This window comes from Pseudacidovorax intermedius (assembly GCF_001476815.1).
Classification (GTDB): domain Bacteria; phylum Pseudomonadota; class Gammaproteobacteria; order Burkholderiales; family Burkholderiaceae_C; genus Xenophilus; species Xenophilus intermedius_A.
This window is the reverse complement of the sequence record NZ_LDSL01000064.1, coordinates 88,125-102,623: the sequence shown is the minus strand read 5'-3', so window position 1 is coordinate 102,623 and position 14,499 is coordinate 88,125. Positions and strand designations below refer to the sequence as shown.

Here is a 14,499-nt window from a genome sequence, read left to right as displayed (position 1 = left end):
CTGTCTATGGTCGAGGGCAACGCCCAAATGAATAAGGCCGACGCGTGTCGGCCTTTTCTGTCGTCTGGAGTGCCAAGTCTGCCGGCGCGCGGCGCGGCGGTCAATGCGCTACAGTCCGCCCATCATGAAGTGGCTGTCCCTCTGGCTCCTCGGCCTGCTGTTCTGCCTGTCGCATCCCACCTGGTGGCTGATGCTGGCGCTGGTCTCGCCCATCGTGATCGTGCCTCTGCTGGTGCTGAACAACTTCGTCAGCCCGCGCCGTTGAGCACGGCCCTTCCTTCCTCCTCCATCACCCGGAGCTGAAACAGAAGCTCCTCCTGCCGCTCATCGGGGACACCCAGGCGCCGCATCGCCACGTCCACCGCAGCGAGATCCAGGCCCTCATACCAAACTGAGCCGAAGCCCAGGCTGAAGCGCCACTGGCGGGCGCACAGGAAGAACACCTGGAACGCGGCGACGTGCTCCTCCCACAACTCGAAGCCGGCGCCGTCCTGCCGGGTGGGCTCGCGCACCAGGCGCTCAGCATCGAGACCAAGCCGAGCAGCCTGGCGGCGAATCTCCTCATCGATGGGCTCCTCGTGGATACTGGCGCTTCGTGCGCCGAACAGGAAGCGGACGGCCTCCTTCAGTTTTTTACGACGGCCGCGTCCTGGTGCTTGAAGTAGGCGAAGACGATGGCCGCCTCGAAGGTCGGCCAGTCCTCGCGGGCGGCAGCCCTGTTCTCGGGCGTGAAGTGGAACGGCGTGCCGTCCTCGGCCTCCAGACCCTCCCAGCCCGCCAGCACCTTGTCCAGCAGCTCGCTGTCCTTGAGCTGGCGCGCCTCCAGCTGCGCCTGCATGGCGTTGGCCTCGCTCCCCTTGACGCGGCGGAAGATCGCGGTGAAGGGCACGTCCTGGACCTCGCCGTTGTCGGCGGCCAGGCGCAGCACGACAGGAGCCGAGAAGGTGGGCTTGGCGTTGATCTTGAGTTTCTGGGCCATGGTCAGCGAACGATGATGGAGAACTCGTCGTTGCCCGACGCGGGCACGAACACGAGCGGGATGGTGATCATCTGGATGCCGTCGACGTCGCTGTAGCTGGGCTTGCCGAGTTGCGCGCGGGTCGACTTCACCTCCACCACGTTGGTGGCGCCCTGGCCGTGGCGCAGCGCCAGCGGCACGATGGCGGAAGCGCGGGCCATCTCCACCCACGCCTTGGTGCCAACCAGCGTGGCCTCGAAGGTCACCGACCCGGTGGACTTGCGGCCGGTGATCTCGGTGGTGTCGACGTTGATCAGGTCGCGCTTGACCACCGTGTTGCCCGCGTCCAGGGAAAAGGCGCTGGCCGCCGCAGTGAAGCCGTCCAGCGCGAGCGTGGTGTTGGCCTTGTTGACGGGCAGCGGCGCCAGGAACTTCGGGTAGACCGCTGCGGGGCGGGGCGTGTCGGCCGGCGGCACGTAGGCGCCGGTGAACTCGAACTCGAACTTCGGCAGAGCCTTGGCGCTGATGTCGAGCTTGTAGCTGCCGCGCGCGCCCAGCAGGGCGTGGTTCACGCCGTCCATGTTGGCGTAGATCGACAGCGACTCCAGCCCGTCCGTGACCGGCGCGAAGGTGGCGCTGGTGTTGGCCGCCACGGTGGCGGACATGGCGCAGGCGCGCAGCAGCGCGGCGTAGCCGGGAAGATCGCCGGCAGCGCCTACGCCCGCCAACTCGACCGCAAAGCTCAGCTTGCGGAACTGCGTGGCGAGCACCGAGCCGCCGGCACCGAAGTACGGCCGCACGATGTCGCGCTCGACCTCGTCGCCTTCGAGGGGCGACAGGTTGGGGGAGCCGACGAGCATCGCGTCGGCCGCGCCGGTGGGTATGGCGTCGACGCCCAGGGTGGCTTCGATCTTGGCCAGGATGGCCATGCGCCGCGTGATCAGGGACATGGTTTAACTTCCTTCAGGGTTGCGCGGTGCGCTCGACCAGCACGCGCTGGCCGTCGCGGATCTCGTACAGGCCGCCGGTGCCGGCGTGCTCGTCCGGCACCGGGGTGTCCGGCAGCTCGGCGGCGTCTGCCGGCGCCGCGCCCTTTTCGTTCGGCTCGCGTGCCTCGGAGGTAGCCGGGCCGGAAGTGCGTCTGCTCATTGGTAGCTCCAGGTCTTGAAAGTGAGGACGGCGGAGTGGCACAGCACCCCGCAGAATCTGACCGGCCCGACGTCGCCGACCTGCACGCCGCTGTCTTCGTCGCCATCGAGACCGGAGCCGGGGTTGCAGACACCGCCGAAGGTGGGGTCGTGCCGGATCCGGGTACGGATCGCTTCGATCAGCTCATCGAACACCAACTCGGAGGCGTCGGCATCAGCCAGGGCCATGTAGCCGCGCAGGCGCCAAGTGTGCACATCGATGCTGCGAGCCACGTTGGGCGAGCGCTCGTCTGTGCTCCAGCGCCTCAACCACCAGCCACGAACCTGGGGCTGCGGAGCGCCTGCGGGCTGGTAGAGGTAGAGCGCGGCGAAGTCTCTTTCCTCGCGCATGTATCGCTCGTAAGCGTGCACCGGCCCCACCTCGGGCACTGCCCCCACTGAGGCAAGGATCGCGGCGCGGATGTCGGCCAGCCCGCTCACGATGCGCCTCCTGCCGAGCGGGCGGCGATGCGTCCGGCCGCCGCTTCGAACATGCGCAGCACCCGGCTCTCGGTCGCCGCGATGGCCTTGGCGAAGGGCTGCTGCGCGGGCGTGCCGCGCCGCGCGATCTTGCGGGCCACCAGGTAAGCCACGCTGCGCTCGCGCTTCGGCGACACGCCGAGGACCGCCCGAACCCAGGGCACCAGCGCATCCATGGGCGGCATGTGGGGCCGCGTGCCCAGCTCGACGGCCGAAGCGGACGGCAGCGAGCTGCTCACCACCCCCAGCACGCCGGCCGGCGTACTGAAGGCATCGGACTGGATGGACTGCGCAGTCAGGCCCGTGGCGCCGCGCGGCATGCGCTCCTTCGCCTCGCGCTCGACCAGCAGCGTGGCCTCGGTCATTGCGATCAACAGCTCGCGCCGAGCCATGGCCGGATCTTCGGCCAGGCCACGGTTGATGGCCGCCAGGCCTCCGATGCTCAGATGCAGGCTGCTCACAGGCCGGACCCCATGCGCGTGAGCCGGTTGCGCGGCCGTCCCTCCCAGCTGGCGACCGCGGCAGCGGGTGTCGCGCCCGACCCGGCGGTCTGGCCGCTCGTCTGCAAGGCGGGGTCGGGCTTGCCGATGGCGCCGTAGTAGGTCGCGCGCAGTTCCTTCGCGCGCGCCGCGTAGTTGCGGGCGCGGGAGTCCGTATTGCTGCCGTCTGCGCTGATGCTCGATTCCCGCTCGCCGCTGAAGCGCGCGGCCAACTGTCGGCATAGCGAGTGGGCGGCGTAGCTGGCAACCGCCTCGCGGTGCACCTCGGGAATCGTGTCGGCCTGGGCGCCGAGCTGGTGCCGAACGGTGAAGGTCACCCGCACCACCGCGGCGGCCGGCAGCGGCTCGATGCTCACGAGCTGGGCGCCGCCGGCATCCTGGTAGACCTCGGCGTCGATCAACTGTGCCGGGTAGCGGCCGACCGGGTACTCGACCGAGAGGATGCCGCTGCCGACCTCCCAGTCCGCCGGCAGCGGCGCCAGGTTGCCCTGGAGCAGCCACGCGGTGTTGCGCACCAGCACACGGGGCTGATCGGCGCTGTAACGCGTCACCGCCAGAGCGATGGCGCTGGCGATGTCGCCCTGGTCGACGCCGGCGTTCTGCCCGCCCACCAGGCGCGCGACGAGCTGCTCATAGTCGACCAGGGCCATGCCGTCAGGCCACCACGGCCTTGGTGGTGGCCTTCCAGCCGTCGACCAGGATGTTGCCGCCGTAGATGTGCCGGATCTTGTAGGTGATCTTGTCGTTGGTGAACATCGAGCCCACGTTGGGCATGTCCTGAACGAACAGCTCGGGATCCTCGCGGCCGTCCAGGAAGCCGATCTCCAGCACCGGGGCGCGCGCCTGGTCGCCGACCGTCACCCAGTCGTTGCCGTCGGTCCAGTACGACACCGGAATGATCTCCGGGTTGATCGACTGCACGAAGGTCTTGTCCAGGTTCTGGTTGCGCACGAACAGGTTGAATGCCGTCTCCTGCAATTCGAAGGGCACCAGGATCGAGACCGGAGCCGTGGCCAGCCGCTTGCCGCTGCCGGCGCGCGTCTGCTTCTGCATCGCCAGGCGGTGCGCGACGAACTCGGCGGCGGACAGCGCGGCCGTGAAGAGATTGCCGTGGTCGGCGTGGTACAGCGCCTTGGTGTCGTAGATCGTGGGGTTGGCGCGGTAGAAGTCGAACACGAACTCGTACAGCGTGTTCTTGGCGGCCAGTGCCAGCTCCAGCGGGATGCGGCGCAGCGCCTGGACGTCGTCGTTCTTGATCGCCTCCAGCGTCACGTCCTCGGTGCCGCCGCGCTTGGTCACCGCGTAGGTGGCCTTGTCGTCGCCCGGGGTGGTGAGCGGCTGGTAGGTGCCGCCCTGCGCCACGGCGGGCAGGTTGCCATAGCCGCCGATGCGGATGCGTTCCTGGGTGCGGAAGTCATTCACAGGGCCCCAGGTCGCCACCTTCTTCCAGGTGTCCAGGTCCACCATGCCCAGGTACAGGGCCTGCATGCGCCGCGTGATGCTGTCGCCCAGCGCGGCCGAGAAGGTGCTGCTGCTGACCGACTCGCGCATGATGCCCAGGCTCTCGGACAGGCGCGACAGGTCGCAGTTCTCGATGCGGCCGGTCACGCGGCGGTCGCCGGTGATCTCGACGTAGGCCTCGCGGAACGACTGGATGTTGCGGTGGTCCTTGTGTGCCGGATCGAAGAACGCGTCCAGCATGTCCTTGATCTGGGCGCTTCGGTCGCCGACCTCGATGTTGCCGAACGCCGGCACACGAACGGAGCCCGACTCGGTGAACCGGGCCAGATACTCGCCTTCGCTCTTGATGGCATCGTCCACCTGGGCCTCGGTGAAGCGCTCCATGCCGGCGAAGTTGGCCGCCAGGCGGTCCTTGGCCAGCTGCGGCAGCTTGCTGCCGGTGATCTTGACCGCGGCGGCCTGGCGCACCTGGAGCATCGCCAGGTCGGCGCGGGTCACGGGCGCGTCGTCGCCGCGGGCGGCCTCGGTCACCCGGTCGGCGCCGGGCGGGGCCAGAAGGGAGCCGCAGACGGACTCGTGCAGGTTGACCAGGTCGTCATCGCCGATGGTGGCGGGGTCGATCTTGGCGTGGGCGGCCGGATCCTTGGCCTTGATGGCCTCCAGCAGACGCTGCTTCCACAGGGGCATGGTGCTTCCTTCGGGGGAGTTGGGGGAGATGTCGGTGGCGGTGGCTTCGGTAAGACGATCCAGGCCGCCACCAGCGCCCGGCTCGACGATCAGGTCGACGGAATGAACCTTGAGGAACTTGGCCGCCTCGCGCAGGACTTCGCGGCCCTGCTGGCGCTTCTTGGTCTGGGCGATTGCGTCGATGGACAGGCCCAGCAGGCCGGTGAGGCCGCGTTTGACCGCCTCGGTCATCTTGACGACGGCGGCGTCCTTCGGGTCCAGCGGCTTGAAGGTGCCGACCAGCGCGCCCGCGTCGGCACCCTTGCCCTCGACAAAGCGGACGCCGTAGACGCCGCCGATCAGATTGCGGACGTCCTTGCCCTTGCCGCTGGTGTGCTCGTCGTCGCTCTTGACGAAGACCCGCACCCCTTCGAACTGCGGTGCGGACTCGCGCAGCACGGCGTCCGGGTAGAAGTTGTTGTTGATCGAGCGGCCAGCCCGCAGGAGCGTGACCTGGATGGAGCCGTCCGTGGCCTCGCGGAACGCTTCGGCCTGCACCAAGTGCTGCAGTTGCGCGCTTTGCGTCGACAACCCACCCAGAACGCCAACCGTCATATGGGATGACAGCAACGTCGAACCCTGCTGGTGCACCGATTCGCGCACCGCCGCCGGATCGACCGCCGCCACCGGCTGGTAACTCGCCACCACCTCCTGGCCGTCGCCCACCACCACGGTGTTGTCGGCGCCCAGGGTGTAGGCGTAGGCATAGAGGCGACCGCGCACGCTGACCACGACCTGGTCGGGCCAGATGCCGCGCACGTCGACGTAGTAGTCGCTGGTGATGCCGGCCACGCGGACCTTGGCCTGCACCGCCTGGCGCACCAGCTCGATGAGCTGGCCGTACTCGGTGGTGACCGCCTCGGTGAGCCGGGCGAAGCCGCTGCCGGCCGGGATCAGCTTGACCATGACGATCAGGCGTCCTTGCCGTCCAGGCTGCTGAACTTCTGGCCGTCGGTGGTGACCACGACGACGTGGGTGCCGTAATCCTTGAAGCTGAGTACCTCGTCCACCTTGACAGGCGCACGCTTGACCAACTTCGAGATCAGGATGGGGGCGCCGGACTCATCCTTGCCCTGGGCCTGCTCGTAGATCGGGCGGCTGACGCGCTTGGCCGCCTCGGCGGCGGTCAGCTCCTTGGCGGCCTTGTCAGCCTGGGGGGTGTCGGACATCGATGTCGCTCCAGATAAGGGATGGAGCGACTGTCAGCGAGCGCCGACATATAAATAAGGCCGACAGGTGTCGGCCAGGGGCCCTGAGGGGGCGTTTTCAGGCTACCACGCCCGATGGCCGGATTCCACATCGCCACCCGGCCCCGCCGATACGTTTAACTCCGGGCTAACCGGGCGCTGGCGGGCCGCGCCGGAAAATTCCATACCCTGGTGGCGTCTTACCCGGATCGCGGCTCCTACGGCCTGAGCGCCATCAGCCACCCTCCCGGCGCCGGCCGGCGCGCTTCGCCGCCTGGTCCAGAGCAGCCTTTCTTCCGTCGAGCTGCAGTTCTTTCTTGGTGAATGGCTTGGCGCCCGGCGTCATGACCTGCCACCCCTTCATCGTCGGCAGCGCCACGCATCCGCAGTTGATCACCTGCTCGGCCGGGGCCTGGGGATCGTGGGGGCACTTCATCATGTCGAAGCCCCCGCCCGGGTTGGGCACCTTGAAGGATTCCCTGGCGCCCACGACCTGACCGTCCATCAGGTCGTGCGTCCACCGGCTGTGGATCTTGCCGCTGCGCCGCCATTGCTTCTGCAGCTCCGGCACCAAGTCGGCCGCCTGCTCCAGCCGATCCTCGCTGGCCACCGCGAAGACGCGTCCAACCTCGGTGCGCACGATGGTCGTCGCACGCACCGGCGTCGGGCCAGCCAGTTGGGCCTGGATGGCGCGCACGGCGTCCTGCACCGGCCGGGCGCCGATGGTGACCTGGCTGAGCTGCGCGCCGATCTTGCTGGTTGCTTCCCTGCCCACGTCCTTGAGGCGCAGCTGGCCGAAGCTGCGCATCGCCGTCAGGACGCGGGTGTCGAGGAGGGGCAGCTGCAACTCCACGGCCCGGCCGATCACGGCGAGTGGCTTGTCGATGAAGTCCTCGCCCTGCTGCCAGATGTCGCGGGCGGTGGTGTCGAACAACGCGCCGGCCCGGCCCGTGGCGCCATCGAGCACCTCGGTGATCTGGCCGACCAGGAGGGAGAGCTGCCACTGCTGGTAGTCGCTGGGCAACCCGGCGAGGATGGTCAGGATCTCGGTGCGCGCCTGCGCGAGCTGCTTGAGCACCTGGGTTTCGCCGGCAAGCATGGTGCGTGCGCGCTGGCGCAGCCGCTCGGCGAGCGCGGCCTGGAAGGACTTCTGCTCAGGCGTCATGCAGCCGGGGCGGGCGCCGGCGTGGGCGCGCCCGCGCCGCCGGCTCCGGCCTGCTGGCGCTGCTGCTCTGCCCGCAGATCCGCCGGCAGGTTGAACGTGTCCGCCGCGGCACGCGCCGTCTCGCGCTCTCGGAACTCTTCCTGGGCCGCCTCCAGCTCCGCCTTGGCGTCGAATTCCTGGCCGAAGCGCTGGGCCACGTCAGCCACCATGCTCAAGCCCGTCTCCTGGGTCATCAGGCCCTTGTCGATCAGGATCACCACGGCGCTGACCACCCCCTGCATTGCGGCGGCGAACTTGGTCAGATCGGCGTTGATCAGCTCCGGGAACACCGCCGTCACCTGCCAGCGCTCGTCGCTCCAGTCCGGCTCGCCGCCGGAGCGGTCGGCATGCATCAGCACGAAGCGGCCGATCTCTTCCAACATCAACTTCAGCTTCGTCTGCCGGCTCGTCAGCACCTTGAAGGTGGGCTCGCCCATCTCCGAGGCGGCGGCCCGGTTGACATCGCCGCCGCCGCCGAACCAATGCTCGGGCACGGTGGCGCCGCCCAGAACGTGATTGCGCAGCAGGCGCGCGCTGGTGCTGGTGTCAGCGGCCTGCAGGCTGGGCGACTTCGCCTCCAGCTTGATCTGGTCGTTGTGGACGAACGTGCTGTTGGGTGACGGCGCCTTGAACTTCTTCTCGAATTCCTTCACGGCTGCGTCGTCGGCGCCGGTCATCGTCACATCCCAGGCGAAGGAGCGCAGGAAGCCGATGCGGTCGATTTCATCGAACAGGAAGTTGTCGTAGGCGTCCAGCCAGTCCATCTGGCCCAGCAGGTCGCTGCGGCCGCGCGTGCCGCTCGGCAGCTTGTTGATCTGGAAGAGGAAGCAATCGCCGTCGGTGAAGTCGCTCGCGCGGATCTCGGCGGTGCGCCGACTGAACAGCTCCTCGTCCTTGCCCAGCACCACCACGCGGTACTTGTTGTACCGCCCGCGCGCGTCCCGCCGCGTCACGACGCCGATGGGCTGCTCGATGTTGTCCGGGTCCATGACCACGGTGCCGATCTGGCGTGGGTCCAGGTAGCCCAAGCGCACCATGCCGTTGGCTTCGTTCACATGGCAGATGTAGCACTGCTCGCCGGCCAGGAACAGCTCGCGCACGCGCGGCTCGAGCTTGAGCGGCCAGTTGTTGATGGGGTCGTTCCAGAAGCGGTCGAGCCTCTTCTGGTGCTCATCGTCCTTGCACTGGAGCGTCACGCCCTCGGCGAGCAGGTAGGCCAGCGTCAGCTCGATCAGCCGGTTGGCGAGGAGGTTCGACTGCCAGAGGTACTCAGCGAGCTTGACCATGCGGTCCTGCGCCAGCGGCGCCAGGTCGCGCTCGGTGCCGCGGCCGGTGCCGTTGCCGGTCAGTCGGGTAAAGCCCGGCTCGTCGGCCGTGTCCTGGGCCGCAGCCGCCTCGCGCACCGGCGCCGCAGGCGGTGCTGGGGCCGGCGCTGGCTCGGGCGCGGGCTGTGCCGCGGCGAGGGCGCCGAAGGTTTCGGTTAAACGCTGGAGCCAGCCCATGGTCAGCGCCCCGCGTCCAGCTCGGCGCCGATCAGTGCCATGGCCATGACGGCCGCGCCCTTGTCCTGCTGGATCAGCGCGCGGATGTGCCGCTCGGCGGTCTCCACCCGCTGGCGCTCTGCCTCCGGCAGGTCGGCGATGGATCCCTTGATGATGAGGAGAGTCTGTTCTTCGAAGGTCATGGGCTCTTTCAACGGCGGCGGCCGAACATGCCGGCCGCCTGGCGGCCATAGCGCTCCCGCGCGGTCTGTGCTGGGGTGGCGGCAATGCCGCCCTGTGCAGCTGCTGCAACGCCGCCCGTCACGCACAGCATCCACAGCATCTGGACCATGTCCGGCCCGTCGTCGTGGTCGGCGTTGGGGAAGTGGCGGAATTGGTCGATGAGGGTCGACTGGCTGGCGTGGACCCGGATCAGCCCGTTGTGCATGTGGGGCTGCAGGCTTTCGATGCGCAGATCCTTGTCGGTGATCGGCGTGAGGGCGCGCGCGGGCACCGGCACGCCGGCCGCCGCGCTGCGCTTGACCAGCTCAGTGCGCAGGAACTCCTGGAACTGGACGGCCTCGACGCCCCACACGATGCAGCAGTACTCCTGCTGCAGCTCGATGATGTCGCTGATGATCCGGTCGGGCGTGCGCTTCTTGATCTTGGCCTCGACCACATCCATGACTCCCAGCGTCCGCTGGTAGCCCGCCACGCCGATGGCGCTGGGGTCGGTCTTGCTGCCGCGCCCCTTGCCCTGGCGCCCGAGCGAAGGATCCACGGCGCCGTAGAAGATCCACTCGGCGATCCGGTTGACCCAAAAGTGGATGCTGTTGGCGAACGGCGCGTCGTCGCCGGCCGTGGGGTCGTTCTGCTGCTCGCTGTCGAAGGCGCCATGGCCTTCGCGAGCCCGCTTGATCATGAGCTTGACCAGCGGGCGCAGCGCCGGCCAGGACACCTTGGCGCCCTTGTCCATCGCTGCCCGGTTCTCCTCGTAGAAAGCCATGGCCGATGCCATGCCCTCATCAGGAGAGCTGGCGTTGAGCAGCAGGCCCTCGAAGGTGTCCCACCGGTCCATGTCATCCGGCCACTGGATGATGGCCTTCATGACCTTGCCGTGCCACATCGGGTTCTTCAGGAACCTGGCCAGGACCGAGTCGTAGGCCAACACGGTGCCGATGATGATGGCGTCCATGCTGTCGTCGGGCGGGCCGAGGTTGAGCACGCTCGCCGTGACGAACTTGGCGAGTTTGTCGCGCTGCGCCGGTGTCTGGACGTTCTCGTCGTTCTCGATGTCGTCCATGATGGCCAGGTCGGGCCGGTGAGCGCCGTGGCGGCGGCCCCGGATCTTCTTGGCCGAGCCGAAGGCCTCGACCTTGCGGCCGTTGGCCGTGACGATCACACCGGCGCGCCAGACCTTGCCCTGGCCCGCGGCCTCGGGGAAGTCGCCCGCGATGCGCGGGTTGGCTTCCAGCTCCGCCTTGATGGCTTCGAGCATTTCCGCCGCCTGCTCGAAGGCGTCCATCACGATTACCGGATACCACTTGATCCCGGTGATGACGGTCCACAGCACGAAGGACATGGAGACCTTCGTGGACTTGGCCTCGCCCCGCGGCGCGGCGATGGCGTCGCGCTGACCGGCCTTGGTCGCCACGATGCGCGGCAGGCGCTCGTACAGGTACTTGTGCAGCTCGCTCGGCTCCGCCGTGCCGTAGTGCGGGAAGTAGGTGCGGTCCCAGTACTCATAGCCGCTGATCGGATCGAACACCTTGCGGCGCCGCTCGGCCACGGCCTCCGGCGAGATGTCCCAGCCGTCGAGGTTGGCGTCGATCTGGCGGCGCAGCTGCTCGGCGAGCTGCGCCAGCCCTTCGAAGAACTCCTTGCCCGGTTTCTTCGCCACGGTTTAACCCGCCTTCGCCAGCTCTTCGCCGAAGGGCTCCAGGAGGTCGAGCATGGCCGCGACGTGCTGGGGGAAGCGTTGCTGCACGAAGGCGGCCATACGCTGCAGCACCTCCAGTTGAATGGCCTGGCGGTTTAACTCGGGCGAGAGCCGGCGGAAGCTCGCCATCGTCTTTCCGAAGGAGTCGCTCATGCTGGCGAGCGTCTGGGCCCGGTCGAGCGCGCTCAGGCCCTGTTCATCGCGCAGCATGTCCATCGTGGCTTGGTGCTGCACCAGATAGTCCTCCAGTAGCCGCCGACCCATGGTGGCGAAGTTCTCGTCGCCCAGCGCCATGGCCGAGCGCACCATGTCCCAGTCGTCGCCCTCGGCTTTGGCCTCGGCCTTCCAGCGATTACCCGTCGACTTCGGAACGCCTGCCTTGGTGCAGGCAATCTCCATCGACAGGCGCTGGTAGACGTACAGGCCGCGCAGCGTGGCGCGCTTCTCCGAGCCGTGCGCCATCGCTCAGGGGCCCAGGAACGGGCCGCCGCCGCCGCCGCTGCCGCGCAGCCACATCTTGAGGCCCTCGAGGATCAGCGCGGTGCCCACCGCCATGGCTCCACCCGACACGGCGCCGGCGACGGCCGCTCGCTGCTCCACCGTCCGCAGGCGCGCGTCGATGCCATCGAGCCGCGCGTCGAACCGCTTCGCCAGGTCATCGATACGCATGTTGGTCACGTCCTGGCCGGTCTTGAGCGACTCGACCAGGCCATGGATGCGGCCCAGCAGGATCAACTCCTGTCTGCGGTCCAGTTCGTCGGGTGCGCTCATTGCGTGGGGCTCTCGGTAAGGAACTCGATCAGCGCACGGAACCGGGTGCGGTCGGTCGCGCAGGACTTGGCATTGGCGTGGTGGTTGGCCCAGGCGTCGGCGAGGCTGAGGCCGGAGTCAGCAGCACAGGCTTGCTCGGAGGTGTCAGCAGATCCGCAGGTATGGGCCGGTACGTCAGCACCGGCGAGCGAGCTGTTCCACATCCATACAGCAGCAAGGCTGAGGCGAAAACGATCAGGATCGACACCGCCGCGCTGCGGGTCGTCAGGGCCTGCGTCAGCGCTGGCCGGCTGAGCGGCAGTCGGTGGCCCACTGCTCGCACCCCCAGCCACACGGACAGGGCGAACAACAGCAGGAGCGAGCAGAGGCACGCGAGCCAGAACATCACGGTATTTCCCTTCGAGGGCTGCATAGGAATCGTTGAGGGCGATCAGGCTGCGGTTCAGTGCGGCCGAGGCCTGCTGGGCGCGCTTGACTTCGGCGTCGAGCTGCTTGGCGAAGGCCTGGGCCTGGTCGCGCTCCTTCTTGACCCAGACGACGCGCTCACGCGTCTGGCCGGCGCTGTCGCCCGCGTGGTAGGCCAAGGCGCCGAGGCCGAAGAGCATGGCCGCGAAGACCAGCATGGCAACGACGGCCCACAGGTAAGACTTGAATCCGGTCATGGCTTCGCTCCATCGGGCTTGATGCACCACGCGGCCTCTGCCTTGCGGCGGTTGTGCAGTCCCTGGACGAAGCGGTATTCCGGCTTGCCGTTGGGCAGCATGCGCCCGGTTCGCACCAGGCTCCAGTTGGGCTGACCTTCGGAGGTGAAGGCGAGGGCGCGGCAGCCTTCGGCGAGCCGGCCGGTGTTGATCAGACCCAGAGCGCGAGACTCGCAGACGTTGCGGCTGCCCACGTTGTGGGCGAAGGAGGAGAGGGCATCGAACGTGTTCTGGCCGATGCGCGTCTTTACGCAGTCGAGCAGCGTGAGCTGGCCGCGCTCGATGACGAGCTGCTCGACCTCGGCACAGCGCTCGGGCGACCAGGTGTCGCCGATCACCACCGGATAGGGGCTGACGTGCTTGGTGATGCCGTTGCAGACAGTAGGCAAGCCGCCGGCGAGGTTGTCGGCGTAGACACGCCCGGGGTTGGCGTGGTCCGGCTCCCACTGCCCCAGGAGCGCCATCAGGCCCGCGCTTGCAAGGGCCAGCGGCGCGCCGAACTTCCAGACTGTGGTGGGGACTCGCATGAGCCGGATCGTCATGCGAGGGCCCAAAACGAATAAGGCCGACAGATGTCGGCCTTGATCGCGGAGATAGCGCTTTAAGTTAGCACGTGCCCGACGATGGGGTCAATCGGGGGCAGTCGAATTATGGTCGGTGCTGACAGCTGCCGTTGGCGCGTAGCTCAGCCGCCGTTCGAGCGAGCGCACCGTGAGGTTGAGTTGACGAATGCGCTCGCTCAACTCTGCAGCGTTCGGGCCATTGGGGTTCGCGGTTAGATCGGCTCGTGCCTTGATGCGGTCACTACGCGCGACCTCCCACTGCCTCTCCAGCTCGGCCCAATGCGCGTCTTGCGCCTTGAGTGCATCTGAACGCTTGATCTGCTGGGCGTAGCCCTGGGCGCGCATGCAGAGCACGAACAACTCATCCCGGCGCCGCTGCTGATCCAAGCTTTGGCCGAGCGCTGACCTGTAGGAGTAATCGGGAGCCTGGGTGGCCGCCGTTGACTCATAAGCGCATCGATCCCGAGAGACACCAAACGGCGCTGCGTCTGCGCGCTGAGCTGCCCACTCCATTTCGACCTGGGGTTGGGCAGCGCAACCAGCAAGGGCGCACGCGAAAAATAGAAGACTCGCCTTCATCAAAGTTCTCCTGCGTGCCAGACCACTCGGCCGGTGATGCGAAGTTCGTTCGCCTGTTGTGGAGACAGAACCTGCGGAGGGAACTCCGGGTTGTAGCTGACGATGCGCACACCACCCGTGACGAAGTCCCTCTGCAGGATCTTCACGTAGTCCTCACCGTTCAACTCGATCACATACACCCCCTCGCGCGTGAGTTGGTTGCAAGACACGTCCACGAGCAGTATGTCCCCATCGTTTATGCGGTCAGACATCGAGCGCCCACGCACGCGAACGATGCGAGCGTCGGTCGGCCGAATGCCCTTCTGATTCAGCCAGGACTTCGCAAACGCAAAGCGGCCTACGGTCTCGGCGCCACCGTTGATAGCGCCCGAGCCGCCACTCACCCGCACGTCGAGCATCTCGATCAATGCGTAGTCCTCTCCATCAAGTTCAGCAGACAGGGTTCGCTCATCCGATGAGGAAGCGGGCGCGACGCTGAGTTGGCTGAGCGGCACTCCCAGGGCATCGGCAAGCGCCAATTGCTGCTCCAGGCTGGCCTCTGATGTACCTCGTTCAATCCGGCCCACGGTATTGAAGTGCAACTGCGCCTTCTCGGCCAATCCCTCGATGGTCATTCCCTGAGCTTGTCTGAGAGCCCGGATCCGCGTGCCTTGCGCCCTGAGCAGTTCTGCGACTCGGTCAGCAATGGGCGCGCCGGGCTGGGTGGCCTGCCCTGAAACGTTGGCCGAATCCATAGCATGTTCCCGAATTGTGCGCATCCGC

The 14,499-nt window shown here is 67.5% G+C and carries 20 protein-coding genes; 1 reads left to right on the top strand and 19 read right to left on the bottom strand.

Going from position 1 to position 14,499, the window contains the following annotated elements; genetic code table 11:
- The first annotated feature begins 124 nt into the window (after positions 1-124).
- On the top strand, positions 125-265 hold the full coding sequence (locus NS331_RS26650) for a hypothetical protein (protein WP_193758085.1): 141 nt from the start codon (positions 125-127) through the stop codon (positions 263-265).
- Here the strand turns inward: NS331_RS26650 and NS331_RS26645 are convergent.
- From NS331_RS26645 to NS331_RS11025, 19 genes are all read right to left on the bottom strand, one after another.
- Positions 249-512, bottom strand: a complete 264-nt coding sequence (locus tag NS331_RS26645; protein WP_058642050.1) for a DUF1799 domain-containing protein — start codon at positions 510-512, stop codon at positions 249-251. The genes NS331_RS26650 and NS331_RS26645 overlap by 17 nt on opposite strands.
- 113 nt (positions 513-625) lie before the next feature.
- A complete protein-coding gene (locus NS331_RS26640; RefSeq protein ID WP_058642049.1) occupies positions 626-979 on the bottom strand; it encodes a phage tail assembly chaperone in 354 nt (117 codons plus the stop codon).
- 2 nt (positions 980-981) lie between these two features.
- A complete protein-coding gene (locus NS331_RS11100; RefSeq protein WP_058642048.1) occupies positions 982-1,908 on the bottom strand; it encodes a phage tail tube protein in 927 nt (308 codons plus the stop codon).
- A 13-nt stretch (positions 1,909-1,921) separates the two neighbouring features.
- Positions 1,922-2,107: a hypothetical protein gene (locus NS331_RS11095; RefSeq protein ID WP_058642047.1), complete on the bottom strand. Its 186-nt coding sequence runs from the start codon at positions 2,105-2,107 to the stop codon at positions 1,922-1,924.
- On the bottom strand, positions 2,104-2,586 hold the full coding sequence (locus NS331_RS11090) for a hypothetical protein (protein WP_058642046.1): 483 nt from the start codon (positions 2,584-2,586) through the stop codon (positions 2,104-2,106). Before NS331_RS11090 ends, NS331_RS11095 begins: the two co-directional genes overlap by 4 nt.
- On the bottom strand, positions 2,583-3,086 hold the full coding sequence (locus NS331_RS11085) for a hypothetical protein (RefSeq protein WP_058642045.1): 504 nt from the start codon (positions 3,084-3,086) through the stop codon (positions 2,583-2,585). The genes NS331_RS11090 and NS331_RS11085 overlap by 4 nt, the downstream gene beginning before the upstream one ends.
- The gene (locus tag NS331_RS11080; RefSeq protein ID WP_058642044.1) at positions 3,083-3,775 is read right to left on the bottom strand and encodes a hypothetical protein; all 693 of its coding nucleotides are present in this window, start codon (positions 3,773-3,775) and stop codon (positions 3,083-3,085) included. Before NS331_RS11080 ends, NS331_RS11085 begins: the two co-directional genes overlap by 4 nt.
- Positions 3,776-3,779: 4 nt before the next feature.
- On the bottom strand, positions 3,780-6,218 hold the full coding sequence (locus NS331_RS11075) for a phage major capsid protein (RefSeq protein ID WP_058642043.1): 2,439 nt from the start codon (positions 6,216-6,218) through the stop codon (positions 3,780-3,782).
- A 5-nt stretch (positions 6,219-6,223) separates the two neighbouring features.
- Positions 6,224-6,481, bottom strand: coding sequence for a hypothetical protein (locus tag NS331_RS11070; RefSeq protein ID WP_058642042.1), 258 nt, complete (start codon positions 6,479-6,481; stop codon positions 6,224-6,226).
- A gap of 253 nt (positions 6,482-6,734) precedes the next feature.
- A complete protein-coding gene (locus NS331_RS11065) occupies positions 6,735-7,664 on the bottom strand; it encodes a putative phage head morphogenesis protein (RefSeq protein ID WP_058642041.1) in 930 nt (309 codons plus the stop codon).
- A complete protein-coding gene (locus NS331_RS11060; RefSeq protein ID WP_082702402.1) occupies positions 7,661-9,205 on the bottom strand; it encodes a phage portal protein in 1,545 nt (514 codons plus the stop codon). The genes NS331_RS11065 and NS331_RS11060 overlap by 4 nt, the downstream gene beginning before the upstream one ends.
- Before the next feature lie 2 nt (positions 9,206-9,207).
- Positions 9,208-9,387, bottom strand: coding sequence for a hypothetical protein (locus NS331_RS11055; RefSeq protein WP_058642039.1), 180 nt, complete (start codon positions 9,385-9,387; stop codon positions 9,208-9,210).
- 8 nt (positions 9,388-9,395) lie between these two features.
- Positions 9,396-11,084, bottom strand: a complete 1,689-nt coding sequence (gene terL / locus NS331_RS11050) for a phage terminase large subunit (protein WP_058642038.1) — start codon at positions 11,082-11,084, stop codon at positions 9,396-9,398.
- Positions 11,085-11,087: 3 nt separating this feature from the next.
- Positions 11,088-11,585 carry a DUF1804 family protein gene (locus tag NS331_RS11045; RefSeq protein ID WP_058642037.1) on the bottom strand — a complete coding sequence of 166 codons (498 nt, stop codon included), beginning with the start codon at positions 11,583-11,585 and terminating at the stop codon, positions 11,088-11,090.
- Positions 11,586-11,588: 3 nt separating this feature from the next.
- Positions 11,589-11,894, bottom strand: coding sequence for a hypothetical protein (locus NS331_RS25490; protein ID WP_242873718.1), 306 nt, complete (start codon positions 11,892-11,894; stop codon positions 11,589-11,591).
- The gene (locus tag NS331_RS27115; protein WP_058642035.1) at positions 11,891-12,556 is read right to left on the bottom strand and encodes a hypothetical protein; all 666 of its coding nucleotides are present in this window, start codon (positions 12,554-12,556) and stop codon (positions 11,891-11,893) included. The genes NS331_RS25490 and NS331_RS27115 overlap by 4 nt, the downstream gene beginning before the upstream one ends.
- Entirely contained in the window at positions 12,553-13,137 is a 585-nt protein-coding gene (locus tag NS331_RS11030; RefSeq protein ID WP_058642034.1) for a lysozyme, read from the bottom strand. Before NS331_RS11030 ends, NS331_RS27115 begins: the two co-directional genes overlap by 4 nt.
- 87 nt (positions 13,138-13,224) lie before the next feature.
- Positions 13,225-13,737, bottom strand: coding sequence for a hypothetical protein (locus tag NS331_RS26135; protein ID WP_153012819.1), 513 nt, complete (start codon positions 13,735-13,737; stop codon positions 13,225-13,227).
- Positions 13,737-14,471 carry an XRE family transcriptional regulator gene (locus NS331_RS11025; protein ID WP_193758084.1) on the bottom strand — a complete coding sequence of 245 codons (735 nt, stop codon included), beginning with the start codon at positions 14,469-14,471 and terminating at the stop codon, positions 13,737-13,739. The genes NS331_RS26135 and NS331_RS11025 overlap by 1 nt, the downstream gene beginning before the upstream one ends.
- Positions 14,472-14,499 lie beyond the last annotated feature (28 nt).